The organism is Bradyrhizobium ganzhouense (genome assembly GCF_049949285.1).
Lineage (GTDB): Bacteria > Pseudomonadota > Alphaproteobacteria > Rhizobiales > Xanthobacteraceae > Bradyrhizobium > Bradyrhizobium ganzhouense.
Genome location: NZ_CP181318.1, coordinates 6,308,273 through 6,334,498, shown reverse-complemented (window position 1 = coordinate 6,334,498; position 26,226 = coordinate 6,308,273). Strand labels below are relative to the sequence as shown.

At 60.7% G+C, this 26,226-nt stretch carries 24 protein-coding genes; 16 read left to right on the top strand and 8 right to left on the bottom strand.

What is annotated here, in order from left to right; genetic code table 11:
- Nucleotides 1-276: 276 nt before the first annotated feature.
- Nucleotides 277-951, top strand: a complete 675-nt coding sequence (locus ACLFLU_RS29285; protein WP_426408216.1) for a Crp/Fnr family transcriptional regulator — start codon at nucleotides 277-279, stop codon at nucleotides 949-951.
- On the opposite strand, the gene ACLFLU_RS29280 is transcribed toward ACLFLU_RS29285, so the two are convergent.
- Both ACLFLU_RS29280 and ACLFLU_RS29275 read right to left on the bottom strand, forming a co-directional pair.
- On the bottom strand, nucleotides 948-2,204 hold the full coding sequence (locus ACLFLU_RS29280) for an MFS transporter (protein ID WP_426408215.1): 1,257 nt from the start codon (nucleotides 2,202-2,204) through the stop codon (nucleotides 948-950). The genes ACLFLU_RS29285 and ACLFLU_RS29280 overlap by 4 nt on opposite strands.
- A gap of 124 nt (nucleotides 2,205-2,328) precedes the next feature.
- Nucleotides 2,329-3,171 carry a uroporphyrinogen-III synthase gene (locus tag ACLFLU_RS29275; protein WP_426408214.1) on the bottom strand — a complete coding sequence of 281 codons (843 nt, stop codon included), beginning with the start codon at nucleotides 3,169-3,171 and terminating at the stop codon, nucleotides 2,329-2,331.
- Here ACLFLU_RS29275 and ACLFLU_RS29270 point away from each other — a divergent pair.
- The 3 genes from ACLFLU_RS29270 (at nucleotide 3,170) to ACLFLU_RS29260 (ending at nucleotide 5,986) form a co-directional block, all read left to right on the top strand.
- Entirely contained in the window at nucleotides 3,170-3,673 is a 504-nt protein-coding gene (locus ACLFLU_RS29270; protein WP_426408213.1) for a hypothetical protein, read from the top strand. The genes ACLFLU_RS29275 and ACLFLU_RS29270 overlap by 2 nt on opposite strands.
- Nucleotides 3,674-3,779: 106 nt before the next feature.
- Nucleotides 3,780-4,643, top strand: coding sequence for a formyltetrahydrofolate deformylase (purU, locus tag ACLFLU_RS29265; protein ID WP_426408212.1), 864 nt, complete (start codon nucleotides 3,780-3,782; stop codon nucleotides 4,641-4,643).
- Nucleotides 4,644-4,648: 5 nt separating this feature from the next.
- Nucleotides 4,649-5,986, top strand: a complete 1,338-nt coding sequence (locus ACLFLU_RS29260; protein WP_426408211.1) for a hypothetical protein — start codon at nucleotides 4,649-4,651, stop codon at nucleotides 5,984-5,986.
- A 67-nt stretch (nucleotides 5,987-6,053) separates the two neighbouring features.
- On the opposite strand, the gene ACLFLU_RS29255 is transcribed toward ACLFLU_RS29260, so the two are convergent.
- Nucleotides 6,054-7,220 (bottom strand): hypothetical protein, encoded by a 1,167-nt coding sequence (locus ACLFLU_RS29255; RefSeq protein WP_426408210.1) that lies wholly within the window; start codon nucleotides 7,218-7,220, stop codon nucleotides 6,054-6,056.
- A gap of 390 nt (nucleotides 7,221-7,610) precedes the next feature.
- Here ACLFLU_RS29255 and ACLFLU_RS29250 point away from each other — a divergent pair, with 390 nt between their 5' ends.
- Nucleotides 7,611-8,624 (top strand): glycosyltransferase family 2 protein, encoded by a 1,014-nt coding sequence (locus ACLFLU_RS29250; protein WP_426408209.1) that lies wholly within the window; start codon nucleotides 7,611-7,613, stop codon nucleotides 8,622-8,624.
- A gap of 101 nt (nucleotides 8,625-8,725) precedes the next feature.
- Here ACLFLU_RS29250 and ACLFLU_RS29245 read toward each other — a convergent pair whose 3' ends face one another.
- Nucleotides 8,726-10,027 (bottom strand): lipopolysaccharide biosynthesis protein, encoded by a 1,302-nt coding sequence (locus ACLFLU_RS29245; protein ID WP_426408208.1) that lies wholly within the window; start codon nucleotides 10,025-10,027, stop codon nucleotides 8,726-8,728.
- A 337-nt stretch (nucleotides 10,028-10,364) separates the two neighbouring features.
- On the opposite strand from ACLFLU_RS29245, the gene ACLFLU_RS29240 reads away from it, so the two are divergent.
- The 8 genes from ACLFLU_RS29240 to ACLFLU_RS29205 all read left to right on the top strand — a co-directional run bounded on the left by ACLFLU_RS29240 (nucleotide 10,365) and on the right by ACLFLU_RS29205 (nucleotide 17,909).
- Nucleotides 10,365-11,207 (top strand): hypothetical protein, encoded by an 843-nt coding sequence (locus tag ACLFLU_RS29240; RefSeq protein ID WP_426408207.1) that lies wholly within the window; start codon nucleotides 10,365-10,367, stop codon nucleotides 11,205-11,207.
- A gap of 172 nt (nucleotides 11,208-11,379) precedes the next feature.
- The gene (rfbF, locus tag ACLFLU_RS29235; protein WP_426408206.1) at nucleotides 11,380-12,150 is read left to right on the top strand and encodes a glucose-1-phosphate cytidylyltransferase; all 771 of its coding nucleotides are present in this window, start codon (nucleotides 11,380-11,382) and stop codon (nucleotides 12,148-12,150) included.
- The gene (gene rfbG, locus ACLFLU_RS29230; protein WP_426408205.1) at nucleotides 12,151-13,239 is read left to right on the top strand and encodes a CDP-glucose 4,6-dehydratase; all 1,089 of its coding nucleotides are present in this window, start codon (nucleotides 12,151-12,153) and stop codon (nucleotides 13,237-13,239) included. It begins immediately after the preceding gene.
- On the top strand, nucleotides 13,236-13,796 hold the full coding sequence (locus ACLFLU_RS29225; RefSeq protein ID WP_426408204.1) for a dTDP-4-dehydrorhamnose 3,5-epimerase family protein: 561 nt from the start codon (nucleotides 13,236-13,238) through the stop codon (nucleotides 13,794-13,796). The genes rfbG and ACLFLU_RS29225 overlap by 4 nt, the downstream gene beginning before the upstream one ends.
- Nucleotides 13,793-15,016, top strand: a complete 1,224-nt coding sequence (locus ACLFLU_RS29220; RefSeq protein WP_426408203.1) for a methyltransferase domain-containing protein — start codon at nucleotides 13,793-13,795, stop codon at nucleotides 15,014-15,016. The genes ACLFLU_RS29225 and ACLFLU_RS29220 overlap by 4 nt, the downstream gene beginning before the upstream one ends.
- Nucleotides 15,017-15,059: 43 nt before the next feature.
- Nucleotides 15,060-15,887 (top strand): NAD-dependent epimerase/dehydratase family protein, encoded by an 828-nt coding sequence (locus ACLFLU_RS29215; RefSeq protein WP_426408202.1) that lies wholly within the window; start codon nucleotides 15,060-15,062, stop codon nucleotides 15,885-15,887.
- Entirely contained in the window at nucleotides 15,887-16,981 is a 1,095-nt protein-coding gene (locus tag ACLFLU_RS29210; protein WP_426408201.1) for a glycosyltransferase family 2 protein, read from the top strand. Before ACLFLU_RS29215 ends, ACLFLU_RS29210 begins: the two co-directional genes overlap by 1 nt.
- Before the next feature lie 49 nt (nucleotides 16,982-17,030).
- Complete coding sequence (locus ACLFLU_RS29205; RefSeq protein WP_426408200.1) at nucleotides 17,031-17,909, top strand: hypothetical protein; 879 nt, start codon at nucleotides 17,031-17,033, stop codon at nucleotides 17,907-17,909.
- A 74-nt stretch (nucleotides 17,910-17,983) separates the two neighbouring features.
- On the opposite strand, the gene ACLFLU_RS29200 is transcribed toward ACLFLU_RS29205, so the two are convergent.
- Nucleotides 17,984-18,967: a sulfotransferase gene (locus ACLFLU_RS29200; RefSeq protein WP_426408199.1), complete on the bottom strand. Its 984-nt coding sequence runs from the start codon at nucleotides 18,965-18,967 to the stop codon at nucleotides 17,984-17,986.
- Nucleotides 18,901-20,532, bottom strand: a complete 1,632-nt coding sequence (locus tag ACLFLU_RS29195) for a flippase (RefSeq protein WP_426408198.1) — start codon at nucleotides 20,530-20,532, stop codon at nucleotides 18,901-18,903. Before ACLFLU_RS29195 ends, ACLFLU_RS29200 begins: the two co-directional genes overlap by 67 nt.
- Between ACLFLU_RS29195 and ACLFLU_RS29190 the strand changes: the two genes are divergently transcribed.
- Together ACLFLU_RS29190 and ACLFLU_RS29185 are read left to right on the top strand one after the other, a co-directional pair.
- The gene (locus ACLFLU_RS29190; protein ID WP_426408197.1) at nucleotides 20,509-21,183 is read left to right on the top strand and encodes an NAD-dependent epimerase/dehydratase family protein; all 675 of its coding nucleotides are present in this window, start codon (nucleotides 20,509-20,511) and stop codon (nucleotides 21,181-21,183) included. The genes ACLFLU_RS29195 and ACLFLU_RS29190 overlap by 24 nt on opposite strands.
- Nucleotides 21,184-21,425: 242 nt before the next feature.
- Nucleotides 21,426-22,832, top strand: coding sequence for a hypothetical protein (locus ACLFLU_RS29185; RefSeq protein WP_426408196.1), 1,407 nt, complete (start codon nucleotides 21,426-21,428; stop codon nucleotides 22,830-22,832).
- A 57-nt stretch (nucleotides 22,833-22,889) separates the two neighbouring features.
- Here ACLFLU_RS29185 and ACLFLU_RS29180 read toward each other — a convergent pair whose 3' ends face one another.
- Complete coding sequence (locus ACLFLU_RS29180; RefSeq protein ID WP_426414098.1) at nucleotides 22,890-23,708, bottom strand: sulfotransferase; 819 nt, start codon at nucleotides 23,706-23,708, stop codon at nucleotides 22,890-22,892.
- Between the two features lie 93 nt (nucleotides 23,709-23,801).
- The gene (locus ACLFLU_RS29175) at nucleotides 23,802-25,130 is read right to left on the bottom strand and encodes an oligosaccharide flippase family protein (RefSeq protein WP_426408195.1); all 1,329 of its coding nucleotides are present in this window, start codon (nucleotides 25,128-25,130) and stop codon (nucleotides 23,802-23,804) included.
- Between the two features lie 180 nt (nucleotides 25,131-25,310).
- Between ACLFLU_RS29175 and ACLFLU_RS29170 the strand changes: the two genes are divergently transcribed.
- Nucleotides 25,311-26,072 (top strand): glycosyltransferase, encoded by a 762-nt coding sequence (locus ACLFLU_RS29170; RefSeq protein ID WP_426408194.1) that lies wholly within the window; start codon nucleotides 25,311-25,313, stop codon nucleotides 26,070-26,072.
- Nucleotides 26,073-26,226 lie beyond the last annotated feature (154 nt).

The following is a 26,226-nucleotide window of genomic DNA, read 5'->3' as shown; positions in this document are numbered from 1 at the left end:
AATCCTAGTACGGTCGTGCCGGTGAGGCCATGCAGCACATGGTCTCGACCGGAGCCGCGCCACTTTCGTGCCCGTTTGGGATCAAAAGCCGCATCGCCCGAGGTGGCTCTCCATAGGGGAAAGCGCTATTTTGAAATGTCTCCGGCCTGACAATTCTGCGACAAAGTTTTTGGGGCGGCAGCGGGGTACATCTTTCGTCGGATGGCCGCCGGCACGATCGTGCTGCAGTGCAGCAGAGGAATGGAGTGACGAAACGGTGCGGCTGGCCTCTCGATCATGATTTCAGATGATCAACTGAAGCGCGTCGCTGCCTGGTCGCGCGAGCTCACGCCAGCGGAGATCGAGGTTGCCCGCGCCGGGATCACGGAGCGGTCCTACGGCACCGGCGAGACCGTGTTCATGCGCGGCGATAAGTTTGATTATTGGGCCGGCATGGTGAGCGGGCTTGCCCGCATGGGCGGCGTCTCACGCGACGGCAAGGAGACGAGCCTTGCGGGGCTCACGGCAGGGGCATGGTTCGGCGAGGGCAGTGTGCTCAAGAACGAGCTGCGCCGCTACGACGTCGTCGCGCTGCGTGACAGCCGCGTTGCGTTGATGGAGCGCTCGGCTTTCATGTGGCTGTTCGAGAACAGCGTCGGCTTCAACCGCTTTTTGGTGCGCCAGCTCAACGAGCGGCTCGCCCAGTTCATCGGCATGCTCGAGGTCAATCGCACGCTCGATGCGACTTCGCGCCTCGCGCGCAGCATCGCCTCGCTGTTCAATCCGATTCTCTATCCGGAATCGACCGCGCATCTGGAGATCACCCAGGAGGAGATCGGTGCGCTCTCCGGCATGTCGCGCCAGAACGCCAACCGCGCGCTGAACCGGCTGGAGAAGGAGGGGCTGCTGCGTCTGGAATACGGCGGCGTCACGATTCTCGATGTCGACCGGCTGCGCGGGTATGGGGATTAGCGCGCATTGGCGGGTGCTTGCACCGGCCAGAGATCGGCGCGCCAGCGGATCGCAATTGCCAGCATCGCGATGAAGCCCGCGGCGGCGTAGAGCGAGCCCGTCGCGGAATAGCCGATAATGTCGATCAGGCTGCCGGCCGCGAGCAATCCGATCGGCAGGCCGTAGATCACCATCATGCGTACCCCCATCACGCGACCGCGCAGGTGTGCGCTCGCCGTGCGCATCAGGATCACGGCCGCAGAAATCATCGACATGCTCTGGGCGATGCCGGCCAGTACCAGGCAAGCCATCGCGACCGGCATGGTCCTGATTTCGACGAACACCAGCAGCAGCGTGTACCAGGCTAGTGTGGCGCCGATCAGGAGCCGGGCAATGCGCATGCCGCCGACCAGACTGAGCGTGACGGAGCCAATGAGCGAGCCCAAGGCGAAACTCGCCGAGAGATAACCGAGGCCGGTCTGGTCGGTATGAAAGATGTCGCGCGCGATGTAGGGCAGCAATCCGTTCGTCAGCGGAAACGCGGTGAGATTGGCAAGGAATGCCACGCAAAGCGCCGCCAGCATTGCCGGCCCGTTCCAGGAATACACGATGCCTTCCTTGAGATCGCGCAGCAGCCGCGAGCCCGAATGGCTCTCGACCGCGCGATGCTCGGCGGACTTCGCCGGTCGGGTCAGGCACAGCATCAGAATTGCGGCCAAAAAATAAAAGCAGGCGATCACCGCATAGACTTTGCCGATGCCGAAGGTTGCGAACAGTCCGGCTCCTGTCAGCGCGCCGGCGATGCGCGCGCTGTCCTGGGTCGTGCGCGACAGGCTGATCGCGCCCACCAGCAGCTCGGCCGGCATGATGTCGGCGAGCAGCGCGCTGCGAAGGCCGAGATCCGAGGAGCGGATCAGGCCCATGATCGTCACGATGATCATCACCTTGAGCGGTGTCAGATGACCGGTCAGCGCCAGCACCATGATGGTCGAGGCGAGTACTGTATAGGTGAGACGCAGCACGACAAGGAGATCGCGGTGACCTATGCGATCACCGACCATCCCGAGCACCGGAGCGATCAGCGTGCCGACATATTGCAGCGACGCGAGAATGGTGAGCAGCAGCACCGAGCCGGTCTCGACCAGGATGTACCAGCCGAGCACGAGCGTCTCGATCTCGAACGCCCAGGAGGTGAGCAGGTCGGACGGCCACTGGAAGCGGTAGTTGCGGATGCGGAATGGTGCGAGCGCCGAACGCCGCGCGGTTGTGCTCACAACGCGATGACTCGTGTCACGGCGATTCCCTTGCCCTTGTTGTTTCTTCTTGCTGTTCGGCAACGTAACGCCGACGATCCGCGTGTCAATCGCAGCTGCTGCGGGCCGCCCCTGCGCCGGGCTCTTACCTCACTGCTGCTCTCGGCTGTCGCTCCGCCAGCGCCGCCGCCATCGCCGAGATCAGCGGGCGCATGAAATAGGCGTCATCCGCAGGCGAGATGTCGGTGCGCAGGCCGTGCGCGGCAAGCTCACCTGAGACTGCCGGTCCCACCGAGGCGATCAATGTGCGCTCGAACCCTGCGCGCAACCTGGCCTCGCCGCCGTGGGCCTTGGCGGCTTCGATCAGGCGGCGGACTTGGCCGAGATTGGTCAACGCGATGGCATCGATTCGTCCCTCAGCCATGTCGTCGATGGCGGCGACGATGTTGGCATCGGCTGCCTTGGAATCGTAGGCGTAAGGCAGAACAAGATCGACCTCGGCGCCTTGCGCGGCCAACGCGCCGATCAACGTGCTGTGATCCTTGTCCGGATAAAGCTGAAGCCCGAGGCGGCGCCCCCTGAGGTCGAGCTTGCCCAGCATCTCGATCACGCCCTCGGTGGTGGGCTTCTCAGTGGTCTGCTGCGCCTCGAGCCCGTTCTCGCGTAGCGCCTTGCCGGGCTTCGGGCCGCGCGTGAATTTTCGCGATTTGGCCAGCGCCGCGACAAAGGCCTGGTCGAGACCGCGTGCGCGCGCGAGCTTCATGATCCGCCGCAAGCCTTCGCCGGTCATCAGCACGAGGTCGTCAAGCGGCTTGTCGATGGCGCGGCGGATCCAGGCTTCGACCGGAGCAGGGTCCGGCGCATCCTGGATGGTGAACATCGGGCACTGCACGACCTCGGCGCCTTGCTCGGCCAGGAGTTTTGAGAACTGCGCCTCCTCGCGGGTTTCCAGGATCAGGATGCGGGTGCCGGTCAAACGGTCGGCCATGGGCGCGCTCCAGTGGATTGCAAATGTCGGTCATCCTGCCTTCTTCCGCGGGATTGGCGCAAGAGGACCGGCGATGATAGAGAAGTCTATGCGAGAGTTTCTCAGAGTTGCCGTCGTTGTGGTCGCGGTCTTGGCTGCCTATTTCGGCTATGTGTATTGGAGCCGGCCGGCGGCCTATCTAGGAACAGTTCGGGACGCCCAGCTGGTGATGGGATTGCTGGACGACTACCATACCGAAAAAGGGACATATCCCGTTCTGCCTGGAGTCGAGGTTCCGATCTCAAAACTGATCGAGGCTCTCAGGGCCAGCGGTGTCACATTTCGCTCGCGCATCAGATCCTGGGATTTCGACGAGAATGCCCGCTACGGATCGGCCACTGGCGAGGGTTACAGCCTGCTTTATCATCTCAACAGAGTAGGCCAACAACCCTTGGTATGCCTCGTCGAGATGAATGATCGCCGTTCGGAATGGTGGACGCAGCCGTCCCCTTGCCCGGGATAAGACCGTTCTTCACGCCCAAGAGCTTGGCGCATCGGCGATGCTGGTGATAGAGCAGGGCGCAGATCGCGACGTTCCGCAGCCTTTGCACAAACCTTAATCAAGAGCCATGCCCGATCATCAATATGTTCTGACCCTGTCCTGTCCGGATCGACCCGGCATCGTCTCGGCGGTGTCGACCTTCCTGGCCCATAATGGACAGAACATTCTCGACGCCCAGCAGTTCGACGATGTCGAGACCAAGAAATTCTTCATGCGCGTCGTGTTCACCGCGGCCGATCTTGCCGTGGAGCTGTCTGCGCTCCAGACCGGCTTTGCCGCGATCGCCGAGCGTTTCGGCATGGAGTGGCAGATGCGCGACCGCGCCGCGCATCTCAAGGTAATGCTGCTGGTGTCGAAGTCCGACCATTGCCTGGTCGACATCCTCTACCGCTGGCGCACCGGCGAATTGCCGATGACCTTGGCCGCGATCGTCTCCAACCATCCGCGCGAGGTCTATGCCGGGCTCGATTTCGGCGGCATCCCGTTTCATTACCTGCCGGTCACCAAGGAGACCAAGAGCGAGCAGGAGGCGCAGATCCTCGATCTCGTTGCCAAGACCGGGACTGATCTCGTGGTGCTCGCCCGTTACATGCAGATCCTGTCCGACGATCTCTCGGCCAAGCTCTCGGGCCGCTGCATCAACATCCATCACTCGTTCCTGCCGGGCTTCAAGGGCGCGAAGCCCTATCACCAGGCCCATGAGCGCGGCGTGAAGCTGATCGGAGCGACCGCCCATTACGTCACGCGCGATCTCGATGAGGGTCCGATCATCGATCAGGACGTCGAGCGCATCAGCCATCGCGACACGCCGGAAGATCTCGTCCGCAAGGGCCGCGACATCGAGCGCCGCGTGCTGGCGCGGGCGATCCGCTATCACCTCGACGATCGCGTCATCCCAAATGGGCGCAAGACCGTCGTGTTCATGGATTGAATATCTTGCAACAGAATCATGCCAACGCCCTGCCGGGTTCCGGCTCCGCGAACGGAGCCTGGTCGATGCGTCCGATCCTGGCGGTCCTGATCGCGCTTTCCATCGCGGTTTTCTGCGCCTCCGCTACAAACGTCTCGAAGCTCTATCCCGGATATCAGATTGCCTACGACTCCCGTGCGCTGGCAGCGGCGCTGACGGCGGTCGCGTTGTTTGCGCCCGTCTTTTTGCTTTTCGTTGTTGCCGAGTTTAGTCTCGGCTACTTCATGGGTTTCTATTTCTGCTCCATGGTGTTGGGCTATTTGTGGCTGAGCTTCTTCTCGCTCCGCACCTATGACCATGAGACGGCAAGGCTGTCTGCCGCTGCATCCGCGATCGTCTTTCTCCTGCCCGCGCTGTTCGTACGTTCGCCTCTGCCGCAGATACGAAAGCTGTCGGTCAAATCGTTTGATCGCCTGCTCCTGGTCCTCTTCCTGGTTTGCGCGGCGACAGTCGCCGTTGGGGCAGTCTGCAATTTCAGATTCGTGTCACCCGGCGACGCGTCCACGCTACGCACCGACGCGCTTCCGACAAGTGTGAACTATCTGATTGGCATTACCTCTGGCTCGCTGCTGCCGTTCCTGTTCGCGTACTGCATCGCGCGGAATGCATTTTGGCGGGCTGGTGCCGTCGTGGTGCTGATGCTCCTCTACTACCCGGTCGCCGTCAGCAAGATGGCTTTCTTTGCGCCGGCCTGGTTGATCGTCCTGGCCGCGCTCGCAAGATTCTTTGAGGCGAGGGTGGTGGTTGTTTTGTCGTTGCTGTTGCCGATCGTGGCCGGAGTGTTTCTCTTTATCACCCTTGATGCCGGTGGCAGTGGTCCAGTCGTCCGATTTGCAGGGGCCTATCATTTCATCGTGAACTTCCGCTTGCTCGCGGTCCCATCGCTCGCCGTCGACCTCTACAACGAATTCTTCGCCAGCCACGAGCTCACCCATTTCTGTCAGATCAAGGTGTTGAAGTCGTTCATCGCTTGCCCCTATCAGGATCAGTTGGGGGTCGTGATGCTGAAGTACTTCCCTGGAGGCGGGACCTACAACGCCTCCCTGTTCACGACCGAGGGGATCGCCTCCGTGGGCATGCTCTATGCGCCGATCACGGTGTTCCTTTGCGGCGTGGTGATCGCTTTCGGAAACCGGGCATCGGCCGGCCTGCCGGCGTCTTTCGTTCTGGTATCGGGAGGCATGCTCGTGCAGAACCTCCTGAACGTTCCGCTCTCGACGGCCCTGTTGACGCATGGCGGGGCTCTGCTCTTCCTGCTCTGGTACCTGATGCCGCGGGACGCCTTGCCTGCCAGTGGCAAGTAACCGCCGCGCAAGAGGTCGATGAACCCTGCGCAGCGGCACTATCGGTGTGAGTAAGGCGACGCGCGCGTCAGGCGCGTAATGGCTCTGCCTCGAACGAAGCGCGCTTCTTCAGGAGCAGGCCGAGGAGCAGCGGCCACACGAGCTGAATGCCTATGCTTGTCGTGGCAATCATGTTGTCGAACAGATTGTAAACCACGAAAGTGTTGAGCAGCGCCAGGCTCGGAACGGCGAGCGGCGATGTGCGGATCAAGCAGATATAGCCGTATAAAATGAAGATGAAGACAGCGAACGTCACCAGGACGCTGATCCACCCGAAGAATATCCACGATCGGCTAAACACGCTCGAAACGTTGAAGTTTTCCGAGAACTCCGGGATGGTCCTGTCGGGGCTGGCGCCGAGCCTGGGTAGAATGCGATGCGAGATCGTATCCGGCAGAAGTTCGCTCACGATGTATTCTGGAATTTTCTTCAGGTCATAGGACGGTTCGACTGTCGATACGGCGTACTGAAAATTAGCAAGCGGACCTGTCGAATATAGAAACAGCCAAAACGCGCTCGGTCCAAGGTTTGATCCCCCGAATGCCTCACTCGCGTGCCCCAGGCCATTGACGTTGCCGCTTCGCGCTTCGCCAAATTTGGCAGCACCAAGGAGCAGCAACGCTCCAATAGCGATCATGCTCAGAATATGGCTGATACGGATGCGCGATAGGTGGATGACGAAGACGAAAACCCATGACGTCAGCACGATCAGAGCCGGTCCCCGGTAGACGATCGAAAGAAGGAAGATGACTGGAAGCGTAGCCTCGCCAAGATAGCGCCAGCGCACGCGGTCGGTCTCATAGAGGAAGTCGGCAAAACGGATGGTAGAGAACACGCTGCCGAACGTGACCGCGAAAACATGCAGCGAGGGCATGCCCCTGAAGGACGTGTAGTGAAAATGCCCGCGGATCATGTCGATCAGCGGTACGCTCCCGGCATAAACAAGATCGGCGGCAAAGCAGGCGAGAGGCACGGCGATTACCCAGCCCGGCAGGAGGCCTGCGCGGTAGGCCCGTATCGAACAAACGCGGGGGTGCATCAGCCGGCCGACGACGCCCGCAATGACAAAGCTGAACGCGAAGAACAGCACCAAGCCCCGCGTCGTCGGGGGATATATCTCGGACCACCCCAACTGATAGATTCCAAGTGCGCTGCCAAAAGTAAGTATATAAATCAAGAACGGGTTGGCGAGCATTGGAACGGCTTCCTTCGGGTGGCGGCGAACCTATCCTCGTATCGGAGGCTGAAGCAAGCCTCGTTCCGCCACGGCAGCACCATAACTGAGGTGGGCCGGCCTGAACCGAAGCGCGCCTGTGCGACGCGATTGGCCTCGTGGAAGCGTGCCTCTCGATGGCTTTTTGCTACGCGCGGTACGCCAAATAAATGACCGGGCGCCTGACCCGAAGTAATGAATTAAGCGGCTCGGTTCATTGCAATCACGCAACTTGCATTTGCATCGGGGTTGTGGATATCAAAGCTAGCCGCTGATCGCGCCTCGTTCCGAAAAGCGGTCTTTTGATGAGATGCTCCAGGTCGAGCACGATATCGTCAGCCGCGTACTCCGCGCGACCGTGGATTCAACGCTGTGCCGAGCTTCAGTGTCATCTTACCCGTTCGTAACGGCTGGCCGTACGTCCAGGAATGTGTCGAGAGTATTCTGGCACAGACCTACCCGGATTTCGATCTAGTCGTCCTCGACAATCAAAGCACTGACGGCACAGTTCCCTGGCTCAGGTCCCTGGCGGATAGCCGGATTCGTCTGTACGGCTCGTCGTCGTCGCTCTCGATCGTTGATAGCTGGGCGCGGGCGGTTGGGGTCGAGAAGCGGGAATATATGACGTTGATCGGCCACGACGATTTGCTCGATCCCAACTTTCTGCTGACCATCAATCGCACCATCGAGCGGTTCCCCGACGCGAAGCTCTATCAGACCGGCTTTCGCTTTATCGACTCGGTCGGCCAGACGATTCGCACGTGTCGACCGGTCCCGGAACGAGAGACCCCGGCGCAGTATCTTGAGGGGCGGCTGACCTACCAGCGCGATATCAGCGGGACTGGAGTCGTCATGCGGTCGTCTGACTATGATCGGATCGGCGGAATTCCGCATTTCGAGCGGCTCTTCTTCGCAGACGACGCCCTGTGGTTGTCCTTGATGCAGGGAGGCTACAAGGCGTTCGATCCGGCCGACCTCTGCTCGATCCGTATGCACCCGCGGAAAGAATCGACCACGAAGCCCTCGGCCTGGCCCTCTCTGCTGTCCGGGCTCAATCAATTCGCGGATTTTGTTGACTCCTACATCCGGTCGGATGCCGAGGCAGGGGCTGTCGTGTCGGAGCACTTCGCTGGTTTCATGCTTAGATACCATCGAAATCTGTACATCCTGGCTCTGCTGGAGGCATGCCAGATGGGCCGTAAGATTGATGCCGCGAGTGCGGACAGTCTCGTCGCATCGCTTGGAAAGCGCGCCCCCGCGTTGGCCGCCTCGATCCGGACGTCGCTGTCGATCAAGCTGATTGAGGCACTCAACGTATCGCCCATGCGCCGGACGGTGGTTCCGCTATGGGAGATGTACCGTCGGTTCTGGATGCATGCGGAATGAGCCGACGGGCCTTCGTCCGTCAAATTTCCTTCGGCTCCTTGTTGCTGGATATTTCCCGACATTTTGGGGGCAGCAGGCGAATGCCGTTTGCCATGCGGTCGTCAGAACCGGGCGCCCCAGGTCGTAATCTTCAGTTTTTTTCTAACCATCAACAGGCAAGCGACATCCATCGCGGCGAGGCAGAAAGCAGTGCTGCAGGCCGCGCCAATGGCTCCATACAGCGGAACCAGCAGCAGATTGGCGACGATGTTGGCGATAGCCGTCGCTCCAATGATATTGCGCATCTGCTTGCCGTGGCCGGTCATGATGAGCAGGGTTTCGACTGGTCCAATTGCGATCATGACCAATTGTCCAAGTGCCAGGATGCGGAGTGGCCAAGCTCCTTGTTCAAACTGTGGACCGAAGAGTCCCAGAACGATTTCCGGAAAAATCAGAAGAGCCAGTATGACCGGCAGCGTGGCTGCCAGCATCGAGAATGTGCATTGACGCGCCAGCCGTGCCAGTGCCGCATCGGCACGCTGAGCGTGCAGGGCCGCAAACTGCGGCCCTGCGACGCTGTTCACGGACGCCATCACAAAAGTCGTGGTTAAGATTGTGAGCCGGCGCGCCACACCGTAGAAGCCGACTTCACTAGGGTCAGCGTAGCTGCCCAGAACCAGAATGTCGGTCCAGTTCATCGCGAGATATCCAAAGCTCACCAACAGCAATGGTAGGCTGGTTCGCAGCAGCAGCTGTGTGTCGAAAGTGCCTTGCTGTCGCCAGATGCCGGGGATGCGGCGGCTCCAGGCCGCCAGGGCTGCGATCATCGCGGCGAAGGCCACGGCAATGTAAGCGAGCACGACGTCCTGAAAATCGATCGCTGAGATGTGCCACAGAACCGTGCCCCCGATCAGCAATACGAGCGGAGGCAGCGCCGAGTGAAACAATGCGCCGATCCCGGGAGCGCCAATTCCCTTGTAGAATTCGGCCTGGATGGCGCGCACGGCGACGGGGGCGAATGACAGAACCACCAGCGGAAGCATGGTGCGCAGTTCGCCGGCTCTGTTTCCCCCGAGACCGATCATGGAAACGATTAACCAAGCGGGAATGGCAATGATGATTGCGGCGCCCACTGCCAACCCCAGGCTCTTTCGGTAGAGCGCCGCGAGGCTGGCCCGGTCGCCTTGATCATTCGCGATGGCCGTGAAGCGCAGAACGGTGCTCTCCAGGCCGAGGCGCGAGACGGTCGCCCCGATATCAACGATGGTCGTCGAGATGAAATAGAGGCCGACTCCGGAGGCGCCAATCATGCGGGCAAGCAGCACATTGAACAGGAACGAGAATCCCGCACCGGCAACCAACGCGGAAAAAACGCTGGCAGCCCCAATGGAGTTGCGGTTCAAGTACCGGCGAAATGTCTTCATCTGACTCCGAAACGACGACGGCGTCCTAGCCGTCAGTCACAAAGGCTTGCGCTGTTGTGGCTGGGAATCGAGAGCCGAGAGCTGATGCAAGCCTCTGCGATCGTCCGTGGCGGAACATACGGGCGGAAGAAACCGCCGACAAGAACTGAATCGGGTTGGCGATCGTGCACCTCTTGTGTAGGTCAACAGCAAGGTGCGGGATGCCGTATCGACGGATACAGGAACTGCCGTGCGGGATGTAGGGGTCATATATCTTTATCGCTTTGCCGAGGGAGAGCGGCCGGTTCATCGATTCCTCGAGAGCTATCTTGGTCATCCCGCTGGCCGAGATCACGACTTGGCAGTTGTATTCAAGGGGTTTCCGGATCGGGAGAATCTGGCGCGGGCGAAGGCGCTGTTTGCGGGCGTACCAATCAACGCCGTGGAAGTCGACGACCAGGGCTTCGACGTCGGCTCATACGTGAAAGCGGCCAAGCTCGTGGCCAATCGCCGTCTCTTGTTCCTCAACACGTTCAGCGAGATTTTGGCTGACAACTGGTTAGAACATTTCGACCGGGCCCTGGACCGCCCCGAAGCGGGTGTGGTCGGTGCGACGGGCTCCTGGGCCGCAAACACCGCCGGCCCGGAGGCGACGATGGTCTTCCTGGTGCGAAGGATGCTGGGCTTGCCGGCGCAGCTGCATCAATCCGTCGAGCACGCGCCGCCTGATGGCGGCAACGCTCGCGCAGGCAGGGGACGTGCTGTCAGATTGTACCTCTCCGCGCCATTCGATTACGTAGCCAGGTATTATCGCTTTGGTCGATTTCCGAACCCCCATCTGCGAACCAATGCGTTTATGATGGACCGGGCTCGCTTCCTCGCTCTCGACTTGCCAGGCTTCAAATCGAAATCCGATACTTACGGATTCGAGAGCGGGCGTCACTCGATGACGAAGCAGATCCTGTCGCAGGGCTTGCAGCCCGTTGTGATCGATCGGCACGGCAGAGTGTATCGCATCCCGGAATGGAAATCGTCTTCCACATTCCGGGTGGGCGAGCAGGAAAACCTTCTCGTTGCAGACAATCGCACAGTGAACTTCAGCGAGGCAGGCCCCGCCCACCGTCAATATTTGGAGAAGCTCAGTTGGGTTCATCCCTGGAACTGGGACAGCGACAAGCCCGCGCCGCCCAGCTTCGGCTGATCGAAACCCAGGGTAGCCGCGCACCAGCCGGAAGATTGAGGCCGGCGGTGGTCCAAAAAGTGGCTGGCGGGCGTGTGTATTGACGAGAACAGTCGATTAGGGCTCCAGTATTGACAATCCGCGCCGATTTGAACCACTTCCTGCCCGATAGCAGGGAAACCGGATACCACTCGTGAAAGCCGTTATTCTAGCAGGCGGCCTTGGGACCAGAATTTCCGAGGAGACTTCCGTCAAACCGAAACCGATGGTCGAAATTGGCGGCCGCCCGATCCTGTGGCACATCCTGAAGCTGTATTCTGCGCATGGCGTGAACGATTTCGTGATCTGCTGCGGTTACAAGGGCTACGTGATCAAGGAGTATTTCGCGAACTACTTCCTTCATATGTCCGACGTCACGTTCGACATGACGCAGAACCATATGGAAGTTCATCAGCGCAAGGCCGAGCCTTGGCGGGTCACGCTGATCGACACCGGCGACGACACCATGACCGGGGGCCGGTTGAAGCGTGTGGCCGACCATCTCAGGAACGAAAAGGCGTTTTGCTTTACCTATGGCGATGGTCTGAGCGACGTTGATATCCGTGGCTCGATCGACTTTCATCTCCGCCACGGCAAGCTCGCGACGATTACCGCGGTCACTCCGCCGGGACGATATGGCGCGCTGCAGCGGTCGGGAGACCGTGTGACGGCTTTTGCCGAAAAGCCGCGCGGCGACGGCGGCGTCATCAATGGCGGCTTCTTCGTGCTGTCGCCCGCCTGTATCGATCTCGTAGCGAACGATCAGGTGTCCTGGGAGAACGAGCCTTTGACCGAGCTCGCCGCGCGCGGCGAGTTGATGGCCTATCCGCACCAAGGCTTCTGGCAGCCAATGGACACGCTTCGGGAAAAGAATATGCTGGAAGAGCTTTGGGCGAGCGGCAAGGCGCCGTGGAAGATCTGGTAGATGACCGGGCGGATCAACCCCGATCCTTCATTTTGGGCCGGCCGGCGCGTCCTGCTCACGGGACATACCGGGTTCAAGGGGGCTTGGCTCGCGCTTTGGCTGCACCGGCTTGGCGCCCGTGTGATCGGCGTCAGCCTGCCGCCATCTACGACGCCGAGTCTCGCCGAACTCGCCGGTATCGATGAGCTGATCGAAGGTCATTCGGTCGACATCCGCGACGCCGAGCTGCTCGCGGAGCGAGTTCGTGCCGCCAAGCCCGAGGTGGTGTTGCACCTTGCGGCACAGGCGCTGGTCCGGACGAGCTATCGCGAGCCGTTGCAGACGTTCGCAACCAACGTTCAGGGCACCGCGAACCTGCTGGAAGCCGTTCGTGCGACGACGTCCGTTCGTGTGGTGGTCGCAATCACTACGGACAAGGTCTATCGCAACATCGAACACGTCTATCCCTATCGGGAGACGGATGCGCTGGGCGGGCACGATCCATACAGCGCCAGCAAGGCGGCCGCCGAGATCGTTGTCGCCAGTTATCGCGATGCCTATCTTGCCAGCGCTGGCGTGGCGCTGGCGTCGACCCGCGCCGGCAATGTGATCGGTGGTGGCGATTGGTCGGAGGACCGTCTGATCCCCGATGCGGTGCGTGCCTGGAGCTCGAACCAGTCGCTGATCGTGCGGCGGCCGGATGCGTTCCGGCCCTGGCAGCACGTGCTGGAGCCTCTGGCGGGATATCTGCGGCTGGCCGAGCGCCTTTGGCTGAACCCCGACCTCGCGGGCCCCTATAATTTCGGACCTGACACGTCCGAAGCGGCAAGCGTCCGCCACGTGGTGGAACTCGCGCGGCAAACCTACGGCAAGGGTGAGGTGACGTGGGGAGGGGGCCAGCAAGGTCCTCATGAGGCGGGCTGGCTTGCGCTGGAGACGGCGAAGGTCCGGCATACGCTCGGCATTGCGCCGCGCTGGCAGCTTGGAACGTCGGTCGAACGGACGTTGAGCTGGTATCGGCGCTGCGAGGAGGGGCAGGATGTGCGTCGCCTCTGCCTGCAGGACATTGCTGATTTTGAGGCGGTCGCTGCGCAAGGACCGTCCGCATGAGCCGCTTCGCCATCCTCGACACGCCGATAGTCGGTCTGAAAGTCGTCGAGCGCGGCCGGCTTGCGGATGCACGCGGCTTCCTGAGCCGCCTGTTTTGCGCCGAGGAGCTGCGTGCGGCGGGCTGGAGCCAAGCCATTGCCCAGATCAATCAGACCCTGACCCGCGCGCGCGGGGCGGTGCGGGGCCTGCACTTTCAGCACCCCCCGCACTCGGAAATGAAGCTCGTCAACTGCATCCGCGGCAAGGTATTCGACGTGGCGGTGGATTTGCGCCGAGGCTCGCCGACATTCCTCAAATGGCACGGTGTGGAACTGTCCGAGGACAATGGCCGCGCCTTGCTGATCCCAGAAGGGTTTGCGCATGGATTCCAGACGCTGATGCCGGACAGCGAACTGCTCTATTTTCACAGTTGCGCTTATGCTCCGGCGAGCGAGGGCGCGATTCAGGTGGAGGACCCGCGCGTCGGCATCGCGTGGCCGCTGCCGTTGGCCGAGTTGTCAGAGCGTGATCGTCTGCATCCTTTGCTGCCGCTGTCGTTTGATGGATTAGCATCATGAATTGTCGGCACTGCGCTGCCAGGCTCAAGCTCGAACTGATCGACCTCGGCAGCTCGCCGCCTTCGAACGCCTATCTGTCCGCAGCAGGCCTGCTTGCGCCCGAGAAGACCTATCCGCTCAAGGTCATGGTCTGCGAGCAATGCTGGCTGGCGCAGACACTGGATTTCGCGCAGGCTGGCGAGTTGTTCTCGGCGGAATATGCCTATTTCAGCAGCTTCTCGACGACCTGGCTGCAGCATGCGGAGCGCTATGTTGCCGACATGGTGGGGCGTTTCCATCTCGATCGCGACAGCCGAGTGGTCGAGATTGCATCCAACGATGGCTATCTGCTGCAGTATGTGAAGGGCCGCGGCATCCCCTGTCTCGGCATCGAGCCGACCGCCTCCACGGCACGCGTCTCGCGCGAGAAGGGGATCGAGACGCTGGAGGAGTTTTTCGGCGCGGAGGTCGGTGCCCGGCTCGCGGCTGCGGGTAAGCAGGCCGATCTGATGGCGGCCAATAACGTTCTCGCCCACGTGCCCGACATCAACGGGTTCCTCGCGGGCTTCGCCAATCTGCTGAAGCCGGGCGGCGTTGCGACATTCGAGTTTCCGCATCTGCTGCGGCTGATCGAAGAAAACCAGTTCGACACGATCTATCACGAGCACTTCTCCTATTTATCGCTGACGGCGCTGGAGAAGATCTTCCGCCACAACGGGCTCGCCATGTTCGATGTCGAGGAGCTGCCGACCCATGGCGGCAGCTTACGCGTGTTCACGCAACGCGCGGCCTCCGGCAGCCGGGCGGTCACCGACCGCATCGCTCAGCTCCTGGCGCGCGAGTCCGCCGCCGGACTCGCTTCCGCGTCGGGCTACAGCGGTTTTCAATCGCGCGCGGAAAGGGTGAAGGATGATTTGCTCGCCTTCCTGATCGAGGCGAAGCGTCAGCGCAAACGCGTGGCCGCCTACGGCGCTGCGGCGAAGGGCAATACGCTTTTGAATTTTGCCGGCATTCGCCGCGATTTCATTGCCTACGTCGTTGATCTCAATCCGGCCAAGCAGGACAAATATATGCCTGGCAGCCGCATCCCAATCGTGGATGAGGCGCGACTGCTCGCCGACCGGCCCGACTACGTGGTGATTTTGCCGTGGAACTTAAAATCTGAGGTGATGAGTCAGTTGCGGCAAGCGGGGTTCGCCGGTCGGTTCGTCACCGCGATTCCTGCGATCGAGATTGTTTGATCCGGCGCGCGATGACCAGGCAGATCCCGCGAGAGGTGGTTCGATGAAGATTGCCGTCACCGGTGCGCGGGGATTTGTCGGCCGTCACGTACTGGCCGAACTCGCGCGTAGAGACGTTGATGTCGTGGCAAGCTACCGGCCTGGTGGCTCCCCCAATGGTCCCGCAATGGCGAGACTGCAATGGGCGTCGCTCGATCTGGCGAACCCGCCGGAGAACTGTTTCACAGCCTTGCATCGTCCGGACGTCCTGCTGCATCTCGCCTGGGGCGGTTTGCCCAACTATCGGTCGTCGTATCATGTCGACGTCGAGATGCCGCGTCATTTCACCTTTCTCGATAGCGCCGTGCGCAACGGGCTTCCGGCGCTCGTGGTCTCAGGAACCTGCCTCGAATACGGATTGCAGTCAGGGGCCCTTGCTCCGGGTGCCGACACCCGTCCAACCACGCCCTATGGAATCGCTAAGGACGCGCTACGCCGGAGGCTGCAGGCCCTCCAAGTGGAGTGTTCCTTCAGCCTGACCTGGGCCCGGCTGTTCTATATGTACGGAGACGACCAGCCGGCAACGTCGCTGTTGCCGTCCCTGAAGGCTGCCGCGCTCGCGGGCCGGAGCGAGTTTCCGATGTCGGGCGGCGAGCAGCTGCGCGATTATCTCCCCGTCGAGGACGTCGCGAGCCGCCTGGCCGGGCTTGCGCTCGCACCGGCCGACCGCGGTCCGATCAATGTCTGTTCCGGGCAGCCCGTCTCGGTCCGCGACTTCGTCGAGAGCAAAATAAGGCAGAACGGCTGGAGCATTAGGCCCAGCTACGGCGAACTACCTTACACGGACTACGAGCCCATGGCATTCTGGGGAGAGCCTCCAGCGTCCGTGTAGTGGATCGGCTGGAGTCGTGCTGGCATTGTCAGTCGATCATCTGCTATGGCCACTTGCGATGCGCGCAAGGTACGGAGCCAATTTTGATCAGGTTTAGCGTCATATTGCCGGTCCGGAACGGGTGGCCCTACGTCGAAGAGTGCGTCAACAGCATCCTTGCGCAGACCTATCCACATTTCGACCTGATCGTGCTCGACAATTGCAGCACGGACGCGACCGTTGAATGGCTCAGAAGCAGGAACGATCCGCGTATTCGCATCTCCACCTCGACGGTGTCGTTGTCGATCGTCGACAGTTGGGCCCGTGCCGTGCATGTCGAACGGCACGAGTACATGACGCTGATCGGTCACGACGACAAATTCGATCCGGATTTTCTCGAGACCATCAAAAACCTGATCGAGCGCTATCCGGAGAGCTCGCTCTACCAAACGGGCGGTCGCTTGATCAATTCGCAGGGGAAAACCGTTCGTTCCTGCGTGCCTGTGCCTGAGATCGAGACCGCAGCTCAATACCTTAAGGCCCGCTTTACGTTCAATCGCGACAACTTCGGTACCGGCTTCATCATGCGATCGGCAGACTATGATCGCGTCGGAGGAATACCGCCGTTCGAACGGCTGTCTTTTGCGGACGACGCGTTGTGGCTCGCGCTGGTCGGCTCGGGAAGCAAGGCATGCGATCCAGGCGAACACTTTTCGGTACGGGTGCATCCCGAGAGCGAGTCGGCGTCGTTACCCTCGTTCTGGCGCCTGATCATTTCGGGTCTTGCCTCGCTGACGGACTTTCTGAGCGACTTCGTCCAGACCAATGCCGAGGCGAGCGAGGTCTATCGAGCTTATGGTCCGGACTTCATGTTGACCTATCATCGCAATGCAACGATCATGGCGCTAGTCGAGGCCTCGGAGGCGGGCCAGCGAATTGATCGCGTCACGACTGATCGGATCCGTGCTTCGCTGATGAGGAGTGCACCCGATCAGGTCGGGAAGCTCTTCCGATCTCCGAAGGTTGCCGCCATTGCCGCGCTGAATGCGTCTCCGCTGCGGTTCGTGCTACCGATGTTATGGAGCCAATATTCCCGCCTGAAGACACGCTCCTGAGCTGGCTGACCTGAGCGCCCGGAAGAAGCCTTCGAGACGATCCGCGAACATGGCAACTTGCCTCTGCATTATCGTGAGCTACCGGCCGGACGTCGCGCGGTTGGCCGAGCTGTGCAGAAATCTTGTCGCCGAGGGCGCGGCCGTCGTCGTCGTTGATAATACTGAGACGCCGTCGTTCGATCCGACCCGGATGCCCGAGGGCTGCACACTGATCCAACTTGGCTACAACTCCGGCATCGCGCATGCGCAAAATGTCGGCGTGAAAGCCGCACTCGAGGCGAGGGTGGAAATCCTTCTGTTCTTCGATCAGGACTCGAAAGTCGAAGCGGGATTTGTCGCATCGCTGGTTAGTGCGCTCGATCCCTCGGTCGCCGAGGTCGTGGCGCCGCTTTGCATTGACGAGGCCACCGGGATGCCGTTAGCGGCCGAGCATCTTGGGCGATTCGGATGGTCGAAGGGTGTCTATCGACCTGAGGCAAAGACGCGCTATCCCGTTGATATATCGATCTCTTCCGGGATGGCGTTGACGCGCCGGGCGGTCGAGAGCGTCGGACCGTTCGACGAGGATTACTTCATCGATTTTGTCGACAGCGATTGGTGTCTCCGCTGCCGTGAGAAACGGGTTCCGATTTATGTGGTCCCTAGCGTGGTCATGCAGCACACCATCGGCAGCCGCCATTTCGATGTCGGCCCCCTAGGCATCTCGGTCCACGGGCCGCGGCGCTGCTACTACCAGATCAGGAATTGCTTTCTTCTCTTCCGGAAGCCTCACGTTCCGTTCTTGTATTCGCTGAAGCAATTGATGGGAACACTGGCCAGCCGCGCCGTTCTGACGCTCTTCGTCGATGGCCGCCTTGCCTATCTGCAGGCATACCTCTCGGGCATCAGGGACGGACTCATAGGGCGCACCGGGGCCGGGCCGGCCTGACGCGCAGGGGCGGGATGATCACGCTGAAGCAACAACCCGAAGCACTATGACGATTTCTCCCGATCCCACCGCGGTTAGATCGAGGCACCAGGTATCGAGTAGCCGCGGGCTGCCAACGCTTCGGCATGACCTGCCGCGAACTTCTTGAGCTCGGCATCGGATTCGTAGGCCTGAGCGCGGTCCGCTCGAATGCTCGTGACCGTCTCGTTGATCCGGGCACTGGATGCATTCAGTTCGCAAAATGCGGCGACCTCTGTGAGCCACTTGACAGGATCGCTCAACACCTCCTCGTAACGCAGTGTCAGCGTGCGCTCACGCGGCAGGGCCGCAACCGCGGCGTCGGCCGCGGCCGTATATTCCTGCCAGAGCGAGAACGCACTCTCGAGCGACAAGCAGCGCGGTGAATTCGCAAAGCCGGCGCGGCGCGGGCGGACGAAAAAGAGCGCTCGATAGCGCTGGTAGTATCGTTGCGCATCCTCGAGGATCTTGATCTCCCGGGTACGCAGCGATTGGGCGACATCGACGCCGTTTCTCTCGATCGACACGACTTTCGCATCTGGAAAGATCTTCAGCCACATTCCGAGGGTGAACGTGGTGCGTGGATCCTTCCAGCCCCATGGCTCGTCGAGTTTCACTATCCCGCCCGCCAGCAATCGCCGCGCCCCAAGAAACTGAACGGCTCGCGGGCTTGCCAGCATATTTCGAAGATAGGTCTCGGTCCATCCGACCGCCTCGTCGCTGTGCCAGAAGAAGTCCTTGAACGGACCCGGATTGTCCCAGCGTCCACCGCACTGGGTCAGCAGCCAATCGTTTAGTTCCTGGAAGAACAAGGCCTCGTTGTTCTCGTCCTTCCTTGTGCCGAAGAACATGCCGAGTTCTTCCAGCAGGCGTCCGAGCATGCTGGTCCCGGAGCGATGCATTCCGATGAAGATCACGGGGGTGCGCATGATGTGTCTCTGCCGCCTTTGCTTGCCCTGTGCGACCGTCGATGTCACGTCGGTAAAAAGAGTTTCAGATAGTCGACGGTATTGATCCGAAGTTTTTGCCGAACGATCCACCAGGAAATGATCTTCATCACCGATATCGCGAAGGCGGTGCTCATCGCCGAGCCGAGCGAACCGAACAGCGGCACCATCAGGACATTGCCTACCAGATTCAGTGCGGCCGAGAACATCATGTTGTTGCGCAGCAGCTTCTCGTGGCCGGTCATAATCAACAGGGAATTGACCTGTCCAGTCGAAACATTGACCAATTGGGAGAGCGCAAGCAGGCGGAGCGACCACGCGCCGCCCACGAACTGCTCGCCGAAGAGGCCGAGAATCTGCGCAGGAAATGCGAGGAAGATCAGCACCAGCGGGGACGTAATGACCAGCGTCCAGAACGAGCTCCGGCGGACGAGCACGTCGAGCTCGGCATGCTTGCCGCTGGCATGAAGGGCTGCGAATTGCGGCGCGACGACGCTGCCGATCGCGATCAGCACGAATGCGGCAGTGGCCGATATGCGAAGCGCTATGCCATAGATGCCAACCTGGTCGGTCGTGGACAGCATGCCCAGAACGATCGTGTCGGTCCAGGCCATCACGAGAGTGAGGCTCGTGATGATCAAGATCGGCAGGCTGGTGCGCAGCAGGACCGCGGTCGAGAAGTTTGCCTTCTGCCAGATGTGCTTGATGCTGATCTTCCAGCGAAAGAAGGCTAGAATTACCGCAGCGAGGAACGCGCACGCGTAAGATGCGAGGATGGAGTGGATCGTGGCCATGCCATTCCAGGCCAGGCTCACCGACAGAAGTAGAATGATCGACTGTGGAAGCACCGTCTGGGCAAAGACCGCAGTCCCGGGGCGTCCTATTGCTTTGAAGGACTCGGTCTGCACCGACAGGATCGTCACCGGGATCAGGGCGATCATCAGGAAAGGCATGAGCGAGACAAACTCGTCATGTTGGCTCGTCCCGATCGGCGCGAAATTCAGGATCACCCAGGCCGGCAGGATCATCACGGCCGCCGACAAAACCGCGATCCCGACGCATCTGCGATATACTGTAGCAACAGTTGCGGGCTCCGCGGAGTTGTGCGCGATCGAGATGAACTTCAGCGCCGCATTCTCCAGCCCCAGCCGCGATATCGTCGAAAAAATCTCGGTGCTTGTCACACAGAGGAAATACAGGCCGAGATCCCCAGCCCCAATCAGCTTGGCGAGCAGGAAGCTGACCAGCAACGACAGCGCGGCGCCGGCAATCTGCATCGAAAGGGCGAGAGCGGCGCCGATCGAGTACCGGTTCGCGTGCTTTCGGGAGAAGGTCGACAGGAGGCGCGCGATCATCTGCGGAGCATGTGCCAGGAGGGAACCCGATACCCGAACTTTGCTCGGCCAACAACGGGCTTGTAGTGCGGTGGTGCCAGCGAGCGGGACGCGACGCAACCCTCGGTTTGGGGAACGGCGCGCCAGTTGCGAAGTGCGGGGTTGTCCGACACTCGTTTTGTCACGGCGGTGCCGGCACTGGATGTTGTCTGAGCGGGCATTGGGGATGATACGCCCCTTGCAGTGGACGGTCTGATGTAGGTTGCTGTTACCGGCGCACGAGGCTTTGTCGGTCGGCGCGTGCTCACCGAGCTTGGCCGTCACGATGCCGGAGTCGTTGCCAGCGGACGGCCCGGCGGAGCGCCGGCGGGCTCGGATACGGCAAAGTTTCGATGGCTGCCGCTCGATCTCGCCGATCCATCGGCCGATTGTTTTGCGACGCTCCATCGTGCGAACGTGTGGCTGCATCTCGCCTGGGACGGCTTGCCTAAATATCGCTCGCAATATCACGTCGAGACCGAGTTGCCGCGCCACGTTGCCCTGCTCGAGAACGCCGTCCGCAATGGCCTCTCCACGCTCGTGGTTGCGGGCACCTGTCTCGAATATGGCTTGCAGTCGGGGGCGCTGGCGGCCGTAGCCGAGACACGTCCCACCATGCCTTACGGCGTCGCCAAGGACACCCTCCGGCAGCGATTGCAGGCCCTGCAAGCCGACTGTCCCTTCGGCCTGACCTGGGCCCGGTTGTTCTACATGTATGGCGACGGTCAGCCGGCAGGGTCGCTGTGGCCGTCCCTGAAGGCCGCAGCTCTGGCGGGACGGGACAAGTTTCCGATGTCGGGCGGCGAACAATTGCGCGACTTCGTTGAAACCAGGATCAGGCAGAACGGCTGGAGCATCCGGCCGAAATACGGCGAGATGCCTTATGCGGATTGCGAGCCGATGGCGTTTTGGGGAAAGCCGTCGGGTTCAGACTGATCGACGCGGTGAACGAAGTTAGGCGACGTAATCATGTTGTGGAACAGGCATGACCGTGGCTCGTTCGAACACTTGCCGGCGCGCCTGGCGACCGTTTCGGCGTTGCGATGCGGGGAATAGTCCGTCGGAGGCGTTGCTTGATCTGCGCGCTCGAAGATGCGATAGGCACCGGCCAAACGCTGCGCGGGTATTTGCCGTTCGGGTGATTGTTGCCCGGTGTCGGCCCATGGGTATTTGTCACAATGCTTGGATTCCTGCCGCAGTGGGCGCGATTTCCGATCGATCTTGTTGCGCGTCCGGCCGTTGGAACCTCGCTCCTGATCATCGTCGTGGTGGAGCTGGCGCTTGGAGGGAACGGCTATCTTGTCCAGCTCGGGCCGCTTCGTCTCAGAGAATTGCTGTTCGTCCTGTGCATGATCTGGAGCGCAGCGGCGCTGTTGTCACGACCGGAGGCGAGGCCGGCAGCGGCGATATGGGGACTGCTTGCGCTTTTCGTTGCGGTCACCGGTTTCGACGTCTTGCTGGGCTTTCTCAACGACAATTTCAAGGACGGCATCGCAATCAATTATGGCGCTCAGCTCATCGTCGATCCGAGCCCCCGCTCGGCGGTGATAGGCGAACTGAAGCCGCTTTCCTATTTCGCGATGCTGCTTTTCTTCGTTACGGCCATTCGATCCCGTTTCCAGGTCACGATCGTCGTGACGGTGCTCATGCTGGCGGGCCTCCTTCTGGCGACGGTCTACCTGTTCACGCTCGCGACTGTTCACCTTGGATTGATACCGTATGCAACGGTTTACGATCATCTCGAGGCCAGCGATGAGTTCATTTTCAGGATGGCATATCCGGGAGCCCCGTTCGTCGGCTTTTTTTACAAGGGCATGTACTATGCGTGCGTCGCTGGCATATTGCTCATGCTCGACCCGTTCAAGACGACGAAAGCGCTGGCGCTCGTTGTCATTCTGGCCGTCGGGCTGGCGCTCACACGAAGCCTCACCGTGGCGGTGGGGGCTTGCATCGTTCTCGGCATCGCTTGGGGACCTTGGCGACAGAGGGCGCTGCTGACCGGTCAATTGCTTGTGCTTGTCGTCGTGGCATTTGCTGCTTTCAAGACTGAAAGCACTCAACTTCAGGCACAATTTGATGCTCTCAAGAATGAGAGCACCCAACTGCACGCGCCCGAACGGAAGTCGGAAGATAAACGCTCGGCTCCGATGTTCGATCTGAGCCGACACACCGACGACAACCGCCTCTTCGATGTGGACTTCGTCAAGCAGCGACTGAATCCCGTCACGCTTGTCATCGGCCACGGCCTCGGAGCGAAGATCGGGCGGAGGACCAAGATCGAGCTCACCTATCTTGAGGTCCTCTACAAGCAGGGTCTCGTCGGTCTCACTTTCTGGCTTTCGCTGCTTGCCTATTGCGCCTGGCTGTATAGCCGCGTGCCGGCGGCCAACAAGACGTTGGGGCGAGCTTTGCTGCTGTGCAGTCTTTTCTTCTTTATTTCGACTGCCGCGAATACGGTTCTCACAGGCTCAATTGGCCAAGGCATGGTGTTCATCGCTATCGCATGCCTGTCGGTACTGGCGGGCGAGTCCGCACCATTCGCCTGGTATGGCTATGCAGATGGTCGTCCGCGAAGCGGCGAATGATCTAGCCGGCAGCCGCATTGGTCGACGGGATGCGGCGAGCGTGATGCTTCGATGCGATCAGGCGCTAGGAATCGAGTAGCCGCGCGCCGCCAGGGCGTCGGCGTGGCTCGCCGCGAACTTCCTGAGCTCGGGGTCGGACTCATAGGCCTGAGCGCGCTCCGCGCGGATGCTCTTGACTGCTTCTTCGATCCGGGCGTTCGACGCATCCACATCGCAGAACGCGGCGGTCTTGGCGAGCCATTTGACGGGATCGCCCAACATCTCCTCGTAGCGCAGCGTTAGCACGCGTTCTTGCGGCAGGCTGGCAATCACGGCGTCGGCCTGCGTCGTATATTCCTGCCAGAGCGAGAAGGCGTCCTCCAGCGATAGGCATCGCGGGGAGTGCACAAAGCCGGCGCGGCGTGGATGGATGAAGAAAATCGCGCGGTAGCGCCGATAAAAATCCGGCGCTTCCTTGAGAAGTCTGATTTCGCGGGCGAACAGGGACTGCGCGACGTCGACGCCGTTCCGCTCGATGGAGACGATTTTCGCGTTCGGAAAGATCTTCAGCCAGAGCGGAAGTGTGAAGGTGTTGCGCGGGTCCTTCCAGCCCCATGGCCCGTTGAGGCCATTCATCCTGCCCGACAGAAACCGCCGCAGCCCGAGAAACTTGATCGACCGCGGGCTGGCCAGAAGATTACGAAGATAGATGTCGCTCCATTTGACAATGTCGTCGCTGCGCCAGAAGTATTCGTTGAACGGCGCCGGGTAGTCCCAGCGGCCGCCGCACTGGCTCAACAGCCATTCGTTCAGATCCTGGAAGAACAGGGCCTCATTGTTCTCGTCTTTCTGGGTCCCGAAGAACATGCCGAGGTTTTCCAGCAACTGCCCCAGCATGCTGGTTCCGGAACGGTGCATTCCTATGAAGATCACGGGGTTCCGCATGATGTGTCTCTACCTGCCTGTGACTGCCGCACACGAACGCCGGCATCACTTCGATGAATAGAGCTTCAGATAACCGACCGTATTGATCTGAAGCTTGTGCCGCACGATCCACCAGGCGATGATCTTCATCACCGATAGCGAGATCGCCGTGCTGATCGCCGCGCCAAGTGCGCCGAGCGGAGGGACCAGCACAAGATTGCCCGCAAGGTTCAGGACCGCCGAGAAGATCAAGTTGTTGCGCATGAGCTTCTCGTGGCCGGTCATAATCAACAGGGAAGTGAGCTGTCCAGTCGAAACATTGACCAGCTGCGCCAGCGCCAGCAGCCGCAGCGACCAGGTCCCCGCAACGAATTGCTCGCCGAACAGATCGAGGATCTGGCTCGGAAAGATCATGAAAATCAGAATCAGCGGCGAGGCGCCGACCAGCGTCCAGAACGAGCTGCGGCGAGCCAGAACCTCCAGTTTCGAATGCTCGCCGCTGGCGTGGAGGGCCGCAAATTGCGGTGCAACGACGCTGTTGACCGCGATCAGCACGAAAGCGGTCGTCGTTGAAATCCGAAGGGCAACCCCATAGACACCGACCTGATCCGGGGTCGACAGGATCCCGAGGACGAATGTGTCGGTCCATGCCATCACCAGATTGAGGCTCGTCACGATCAGGATCGGCAGGCTGGTGCGCAATAGGACTGCGGTCGAGAAACTCGACGTCCGCCAGACGTCCTTGACGGAGAATACCCAGCGCAGGAACGCAAGCAGCATCGCGAGGAGGAATGCGGTGGCATAGGAGGCCAGCACCGAGGTGGCGGTGATCCTGTTCTGCAATGCAAGCACGACGATGAGTAGCAGCAGGACCGACTGTGGCAGGACGGCTTGCGCGAAGACGGCAGTGCCCGGCCGTCCGATCGCCTTGAAGGATTCGGTCTGCACAGACAGGACAGTCACCGGGATCAGCGCGATCATCAGGTAGGGGACGAGCGAGGTGAATTCTGTATGATGGCTGGCGCCGATCGGTGCCCAGTTCAGGATCGCCCAGGCCGGCAGCACCATGACGGCAGCCGACACCGTGGCGATCCCAACGCATTTGCGATAGACGGTCGCGACCGTGGCCGGCTCCCCGGAGGCATTCGCGATCGAGATAAATTTCAGGGCCGACGTCTCCAGTCCCAGCCGCGAAATTGTCGAAAATATCTCGGTACTTGTCACACTCAGGAAATAAAGACCGAGGCCTACGGCACCGATCAGCTTGGCCAGCAGCAGGCTGATCAGGAGCGACAATGCGGCGCCGGCGACCTGCATCGTCAGGGCGGTGGCGGCCCCGATCGCGTTGCGATTCGCCAGCTTTCGCAAGTTCGAGGTCAGAAAGCCTGAATTCATTCGCCAATTTGCGTTGCGACGATCAGCGGACGGCTTAACGGAACTGCCGGCGTTCAACAATCGCTATTTGGTTTTGCACGCCCAGCTGCTACGGCGTTCTGGCACCCTGGTGATGATGATGCGCATTTGGCTGATCTGGACTGATTTTGACAGCGTTTCGTTCCGGGCAGGGTCGCCGAAATGACGGTCAGCGTCTGCGTCGCGACGTATCAGGGTGAGGCCTATATCGAGCGGCAATTGCGGTCGATTCTCAAGCAGATCGGTCCGGGCGACGAGGTCATCGTTGTCGACGATTGCTCCCGGGACCGTACGGTCGAGGTCATTGAAGGCATCGGGGATGCCCGAATCGCGGTTCATCGGAACCCGGTCAACCGACGCGAAATCTACTCGTTCGGCCGGGCTATCGAGCTTGCTCGAGGCGATATCATCTTTCTATCCGACCAGGATGACATCTGGCTGCCGGGGCGGCTCGAACGGATGACGGAGAGCTTGCGGACATCGGGGGCGGCCCTGGTGTCGAGCAATTTCGAATGGATGGACGCGGACGAGCAGCCGCTGGATGTTGCTTTCGACGGCGTGTTGTCGCAGACGTCGACACGGCATCTGAGCAACATCATCGAGATTTTCCTCGGCAAGACCAATTATTTTGGCTGTGCCATGGCTTTTCAGCGTAGGCTGGTCCCGCTGATTGTACCGATTCCGGCCTATGTGGAGTCCCACGACCTCTGGATTGCCTTGGCGGCCAACCAGATTGGCTCCAACCTCCACATCGACGACAAGACGCTCCGCAAACGGCGGCACGCCAGCAACACCACCAGCACGGTGTCGAATCGTCCGCTTTCCCTGAAGATCTGGTCCCGCTGGATATTCCTGCGCAGCATGGCCGAACTGGCGGCTCGACGAGGCCGCCTGTCGGCGGGGGCGTGCCTGCCCGGAAAATAGCCGTCTGGCCGGGCATGAGGCCGCGGACGCAAAAATAGGCCCGGGTCCCGCCTGCAATAGGTATTTATCTGCTATGCCAGACCGACTAAAGGGGACAACGTCCCTTGGCGACACCGAAATTGGCATACCCGGAACACGAGTTTCTTAGAGCATT

Bases quoted from the DNA above. Each gene is read 5' to 3' on its own strand.
- ACLFLU_RS29285 (WP_426408216.1), top strand. From the start codon at position 277: ATGATTTCAGATGATCAACTGAAGCGCGTCGCTGCCTGGTCGCGCGAG.
- ACLFLU_RS29270 (WP_426408213.1), top strand. From the start codon at position 3,170: ATGGGCGCGCTCCAGTGGATTGCAAATGTCGGTCATCCTGCCTTCTTC.
- ACLFLU_RS29275 (WP_426408214.1), bottom strand. From the start codon at position 3,171: ATGGCCGACCGTTTGACCGGCACCCGCATCCTGATCCTGGAAACCCGC.
- purU (WP_426408212.1), top strand. From the start codon at position 3,780: ATGCCCGATCATCAATATGTTCTGACCCTGTCCTGTCCGGATCGACCC.
- ACLFLU_RS29255 (WP_426408210.1), bottom strand. From the start codon at position 7,220: ATGCTCGCCAACCCGTTCTTGATTTATATACTTACTTTTGGCAGCGCA.
- ACLFLU_RS29245 (WP_426408208.1), bottom strand. From the start codon at position 10,027: ATGAAGACATTTCGCCGGTACTTGAACCGCAACTCCATTGGGGCTGCC.
- rfbG (WP_426408205.1), top strand. From the start codon at position 12,151: ATGACCGGGCGGATCAACCCCGATCCTTCATTTTGGGCCGGCCGGCGC.
- ACLFLU_RS29225 (WP_426408204.1), top strand. From the start codon at position 13,236: ATGAGCCGCTTCGCCATCCTCGACACGCCGATAGTCGGTCTGAAAGTC.
- ACLFLU_RS29220 (WP_426408203.1), top strand. From the start codon at position 13,793: ATGAATTGTCGGCACTGCGCTGCCAGGCTCAAGCTCGAACTGATCGAC.
- ACLFLU_RS29215 (WP_426408202.1), top strand. From the start codon at position 15,060: ATGAAGATTGCCGTCACCGGTGCGCGGGGATTTGTCGGCCGTCACGTA.
- ACLFLU_RS29205 (WP_426408200.1), top strand. From the start codon at position 17,031: ATGGCAACTTGCCTCTGCATTATCGTGAGCTACCGGCCGGACGTCGCG.
- ACLFLU_RS29185 (WP_426408196.1), top strand. From the start codon at position 21,426: ATGCTTGGATTCCTGCCGCAGTGGGCGCGATTTCCGATCGATCTTGTT.
- ACLFLU_RS29180 (WP_426414098.1), bottom strand. From the start codon at position 23,708: ATGCTGGGGCAGTTGCTGGAAAACCTCGGCATGTTCTTCGGGACCCAG.
- ACLFLU_RS29175 (WP_426408195.1), bottom strand. From the start codon at position 25,130: ATGAATTCAGGCTTTCTGACCTCGAACTTGCGAAAGCTGGCGAATCGC.
- ACLFLU_RS29170 (WP_426408194.1), top strand. From the start codon at position 25,311: ATGACGGTCAGCGTCTGCGTCGCGACGTATCAGGGTGAGGCCTATATC.